Raw genomic sequence first — 5,094 nt, forward strand, 5'->3', positions numbered from 1 at the left:
AGGGAGAGGGCTAGGGTGAGGGGATGAAATATAAGGCTGCTGGCTTTTCGATCCCCTCATCCTGACCTTCTCCCGGTGGGAGAAGGAACCCACATCCGCAAGGTCGTGGCTTAACTTAATACCATTGCCCTAATGACCGGGGACAAGCTGCGCGGGCATGACGAACACGCGGCTCCTCACGAGGGGAAATCCGCGCCAATTGTGGCTTGGATAAAAAACCTACCCTTATGAGGAGGGCTAGGGTGAGGGTGATGCCTCATGTACGAACCCAAACTATTCTTTCTTTTCTGATCTCTACGTTCTCCGATTCTCCCCGTCTCCGTTTCTCCGATTCATTTTCCCGGAGAGGTTACCCATTCTTAAGCGCCCCTTCCTTATCCAACTGCGTCAGAATCTGCATCCACAAACCAACAGTGATCCCACCACCAGGCACACCAGCCGATTGCCCTGCTTCAAATAACTCACGCTTGGTCGCACCGTACTCGATCGCCCGTTTGAGATGCGCCTCGGCCCCTTCTTGACGACCCGAGAAAACCAGAACCGCACTCATGATCATCTCACGATACTTAACCGGCAAAGTCCGCCCTTCACCGGTCCCTTTCTCAGTGTAAGCGCGGAACGCTTGCGCGTACTCTGCATCTTGTTGTTCCATCCACTCCAGAAACGAGTACAGTTTTGGATTCGTTTCGGCATACGAACGCGATGCTGGTCGAGCATCTTTTGCGGCATTACTCATAGTCGCCTCCTTTTTTTTCGTCGCCATACCATCTTGCGGGGCAATGGCCAAGAGACCCAGGGGAGAATACATAAAACGCAAAAAAATATTTGCCAGCAAGAGCGCGCCGGGAACGGCCTGCGGTCTTATCCCGGCCTACAGCGCTGACCCACACCTCTCCATATTGGGAATTGCTGTATCCTTTTTCCCTTTTCGCCTTTTCGCCTTTTACCCCCTTATTCCCCGCCCCTTTACATCGCTGACCCCATTGGGCTACATACTCACTTACAGTGCATAGTGGTCGTGAGTCGGTTCGTCTGGCAGTGGGAAGTCGTCGGTGGTACGAGCTGGAATAGTCCCGCAACTGCGTAAGGACATTCACCATCCCTGGGAGATTGTCACCATCGTTCCCAATGATCGCCCATTGTACAACCTGGCTGCCGCGTTGCTGCCGTTATTAGAACCTGAATTGGACGAGACTGATCGTTTAATCCAGATCAACAAACAAGCCGACGCGTTTATCAGTGGTGACTTGCATGTCCGTGATGTGATCCAGCGCGTCCTGGAGAAACAACAAGGCACCGCTCGCGTCATGTTGATCGTCGATCAATGGGAAGAGTTGTACACCCTCACCAACAATGACGACGAGCGTCGCCGTTTTATCGACGAGTTGTTGGCTGCCAGTACCGCAAAGTCACTGTCTGTGGTGCTAACGCTGCGTGGTGACTTTGTTGGTCATGCGCTCGCCTACCGTCCGTTATCCGATTGCATGCAAGATGCACAGGTCAATCTTGGACCAATGCAGCGTGACGAATTACAAGCGGCGATTGAGCAACCAGCACAGGCTGTGCAGGCGGCTTTCGAATCCGGATTGGTCAATCGCATTCTCGATGATGTCGGCGAAGAGCCTGGCAATCTGCCGCTGTTGGCCTTCGTCCTGCAAAAACTGTGGGAAGATGCCAGTAACGACAGCGGCAGGTTACGTCATCACCCCTATGAACAGATGGGTGGCGTGCAAGGTGCACTGGCGAACGCGGCTGAAGCTGCGTATGGACGTCTCTCTGAGGTCGAAAAACAGGCGGTGCAGCGTGTATTTCTGCAGTTGGTACGCCCTTCTCCAACCGGCGAGGATACACGCCGCCGTGCGACCTTCGTTGAACTGAAAGAAACAACCCGCCTGTTGGTGACATCACTCCGCCCGTTGGTGACATCGCTCGCAACCCAGCGGCTGTTGGTAACCAATACTATCGCTGGTAGCCAGACTGAAACCGTCGAAGTTGCCCATGAAGCCTTAATTCGTCACTGGCAGCGGCTCAAAGAGTGGCTCAACCAAGATCGCGAGTTCTTGCTATGGCGCGAGCGTTTACGTACGGCTCGTGAGGAATGGTTACGAACCAACCAGGATAAGGATGATGTACTACGCGGAGCATTACTGAGCGAAGCCGAGCGTTGGTTAGGCCAACGGAGCGAGCTGACGGATGACGAACGCGCCTACATCACCCAAAGCGTATCGGCGAGAACAAAGCAAGAACGTAGACGAAGACGAGTGCTGGTCGGCAGCAATATCCAGAAGGCACGCTTGCTGGCACGTACTTCCCTGAGGACATGAAGGTGTACTGGATTACCAAGAAAGACATTCCTGCCCTGGGTCTTATCGATCGCCGCACCGTGTAGGTTGATAAACACACTGGAGCAATTGCCGGTCTGATGGATACGCAGTCTGGCACTGCTGGTGACATCTTTCTACAGTGGATGCTGCCGCTCCATTCTGGCGACGCCTTCGGACTCCCAGGACGACTGCTGGTCTGTCTGGATGGATTACTCTGCCCAGTGTTGTATCTCACTGTCTCATTCGCTGGCGACACAAGCAGCGCATCGCAACATTTCATGGTCAACAGATAGCCCGTCTTCTGCACTCAGTTCAAGAGGTATAGGAATGAAACAGCACGTTTTTCTCTGAGGGGTAAAATCTCGTGAGCCGAAGTGTGCAAATCTTTTGTTAGTCTGACTTAGACAGCCACTTCTTTGGTCAGGTGTCTCACGCTGATGCCCACCGGATAAGCGGCACCTACTTTATGTGATACCGCTGCTGGAGGAGCTGCGCCGCCTTCTTGATCACCGCAAGTTTTTGCTCGGCCTGCACTGCCGACGCGATCGGGTTATCGGCAAACGTAGCAAAGCCACAGTCCGGCGTGAGCAACACCCGCTCAACTCCAAATACGGCAATCGCCTGTTCGGCTTTGGCGACAACCTCATCAAAACTTTCCACGCTGGCACACTTTTGATTGACGACCCCAACGCCGATGCGCTTCTCCTGTGGCAAATCGGTGAGGACATCGACCTCACCGGCGCGGGGCGTACAAAGTTCAAGGAACAGCGTCCCGACATTGACGTGACTGAGCAGCGGCACCAGCGGGCGATAATCCCCCGCGAGCGCCACACTCTCGTCTGGCGTCCAATTGCCCCGACAGACATGCAAGGCCAGGCGATCTCGGGGTAAGCCGGCAACCACGCAATTGATCAACATCTCCGCAAACGCAAGTTCCTCGGCGGGCTCGCGTTTCTCTCCTAGTGCTCCACACATAAACGTCCGATTCTGCGACGCGCGACCAAACACCACTTCCGTCAAGACGGGTTCATCAAGTTGCACAAGCGCAACTCCAGCTGCTAACAGGAAGTGAACCTCTTCGCGCAAGACCCGCACGATGTCCTGCGCCAGGGCTTCTCGTGTCGCATAGGCACGATCGGCAATACACTCCATCCACATCGTGCGCGTGAGGAGATACGGCCCCGGTAGCGCGACTTTTACCGGCGCGGAGGTTAGTTGCCGTAAAAACGTACCTTCATGCACGGCAAGCGCATGGCGCCGTCCCAGTGGCCCAAACACTGCCGGATGGCGCACTTTCCCCGCCGGAACATCCAACGCCTGCAATTCCCGCGCAAACTCATCAGTATCGTCTACATAGGGCAATAGATCGGTGATGGGTATGAGCTGGCAATTGTCCAACAGTCCCCCGACAAAACTCGCGTAGTTATCCCGCCGCTGTTCACCGTCAGTGAAGACATCGATACGTGCCCGCTGTTGCGCCGCCACTACCAAGCGTACCGCATCATCGGCAGTCTGGGTGAATTCGTCATCGGACATGCGCCCTTCTACATGATCCGTGAGCGCGCGCAGCAACCACAGCGGACGAGGCCAACTGCCGATCCCCATCACCGATAGTGGCAGAATCGTTGGGGCCGGTGCAGGAGGTGGCAGCTGTGGAGGAATAACCACTGGCAGAATCGGCTGTGTAATCGGTGCAGGTTCCTTATGCAGCCGTGGTAATGTGGCTGGCGCGGCAGCAGGCACCGAATCAACCGCAGCAGGAACAGGCTCTCGTAGCGGTCCTTTGCTCACCAGGAAACGATGTTGAGCACCCTGGCGGATATGCGATACGAACGCGTTGCCGGTCAGCCGACACCACGCTGGGAGATCTTCAACAACTGAAGACTCGGTTGAGAGAATTTCCAACAATGCCCCAGGAGCCAACGGATCGATATGCTTACGAATCAACAATAGCAAACCGTTGCCGCAATCAAGATCGCCGCCATCAAAACTTGCCGTAGGAGTGTAGGGATGTTGTGCGCCGCTCACGTCAACTCCTTGGTGACGTTACCTCCCATTAATACGAGACACACGGCGCGCCACTGGCAAGAAACTCGACCAGCTTCGCACCACCAACGATCTTCGCACCTTTGACCAGCGTGTTTTCATCCAGCCCACGTTTTTTGAAACAGGGCGAGCAGACAAAAATGGTTCCCCCAGCTTCGACGAAATTGGCCATTAACTCTTTGAGCGGCGCGAATCCCGTTTCGTGAATATCATCCGCATAGCCCTCGACCGCCAGTCGCACGCCTTCGGTACTCAAGAACACCAGCGTTTCCTGGTCCGACCCAACTGCCGCATTGGCAATCACAAAAGCAACTGTCGCCTTGTCAGTATCATTCTTGGCATTGGTTAATGACACACACAGTTTTCCGGCCATCGTCAGTCCTCCTTCTTGCGTTCGATATCGTAAAACGGATGCTCGGCGTTACGCAGGAAATGTCCAGTCAAACGGCACCAGGCAGGGATATCCTCCACTGCACCAGGATCACGCGCAGTTAAGTGCAGTACGCCACCGGGAATCAGGGCCCGCACGCGTTTGCGCAAGAGCACGATCAGCTCTCCACAGCCCATGTCACCCGCATCCCAACTGTCTTCTCGCACGACTCCTCTTTCTTCCTAAGAGAGTGTTTTGAAAAAGGGATTGGTAAGCTTGAGGGATGAATACACTGCCGCGAGTTTATCCAACGGACCTGACCATGACCGAATGGACACAATTGAAGAGCTTCTT

The 5,094-nt window shown here is 54.7% G+C and carries 6 protein-coding genes; 2 read left to right on the forward strand and 4 right to left on the reverse strand.

Features of this window, described 5'->3' with window-relative positions; genetic code table 11:
- Positions 1–349 precede the first annotated feature (349 nt).
- Entirely contained in the window at positions 350–808 is a 459-nt protein-coding gene (locus tag FJ147_27040; protein ID MBM4259544.1) for a carboxymuconolactone decarboxylase family protein, read from the reverse strand.
- Between the two features lie 244 nt (positions 809–1,052).
- On the opposite strand from FJ147_27040, the gene FJ147_27045 reads away from it, so the two are divergent.
- Positions 1,053–2,324, forward strand: a complete 1,272-nt coding sequence (locus tag FJ147_27045; protein ID MBM4259545.1) for a hypothetical protein — start codon at positions 1,053–1,055, stop codon at positions 2,322–2,324.
- A 98-nt stretch (positions 2,325–2,422) separates the two neighbouring features.
- The gene (locus tag FJ147_27050) at positions 2,423–2,617 is read left to right on the forward strand and encodes a PepSY domain-containing protein (protein MBM4259546.1); all 195 of its coding nucleotides are present in this window, start codon (positions 2,423–2,425) and stop codon (positions 2,615–2,617) included.
- 166 nt (positions 2,618–2,783) lie between these two features.
- Here FJ147_27050 and FJ147_27055 read toward each other — a convergent pair whose 3' ends face one another.
- From FJ147_27055 to FJ147_27065, 3 genes are read right to left on the reverse strand one after another with little or no spacing between them, the layout of a single operon-like run.
- Entirely contained in the window at positions 2,784–4,352 is a 1,569-nt protein-coding gene (locus FJ147_27055) for a 5-methyltetrahydropteroyltriglutamate--homocysteine methyltransferase (GenBank protein MBM4259547.1), read from the reverse strand.
- Between the two features lie 28 nt (positions 4,353–4,380).
- On the reverse strand, positions 4,381–4,743 hold the full coding sequence (locus FJ147_27060) for a sulfur reduction protein DsrE (protein ID MBM4259548.1): 363 nt from the start codon (positions 4,741–4,743) through the stop codon (positions 4,381–4,383).
- Positions 4,744–4,745: 2 nt separating this feature from the next.
- On the reverse strand, positions 4,746–4,937 hold the full coding sequence (locus tag FJ147_27065; protein MBM4259549.1) for a sulfurtransferase TusA family protein: 192 nt from the start codon (positions 4,935–4,937) through the stop codon (positions 4,746–4,748).
- Between the last annotated feature and the right edge of the window lie 157 nt (positions 4,938–5,094).

This window comes from Deltaproteobacteria bacterium (genome assembly GCA_016874775.1).
Classification (GTDB): domain Bacteria; phylum Desulfobacterota; class Binatia; order Bin18; family Bin18; genus VGTJ01.

Coding starts and splice junctions, on each gene's coding strand:
- FJ147_27060 (MBM4259548.1), bottom strand. CDS start 4,743: ATGGCCGGAAAACTGTGTGTGTCATTAACCAATGCCAAGAATGATACT.
- FJ147_27040 (MBM4259544.1), bottom strand. CDS start 808: ATGTATTCTCCCCTGGGTCTCTTGGCCATTGCCCCGCAAGATGGTATG.
- FJ147_27050 (MBM4259546.1), top strand. CDS start 2,423: ATGGATACGCAGTCTGGCACTGCTGGTGACATCTTTCTACAGTGGATG.
- FJ147_27065 (MBM4259549.1), bottom strand. CDS start 4,937: ATGGGCTGTGGAGAGCTGATCGTGCTCTTGCGCAAACGCGTGCGGGCC.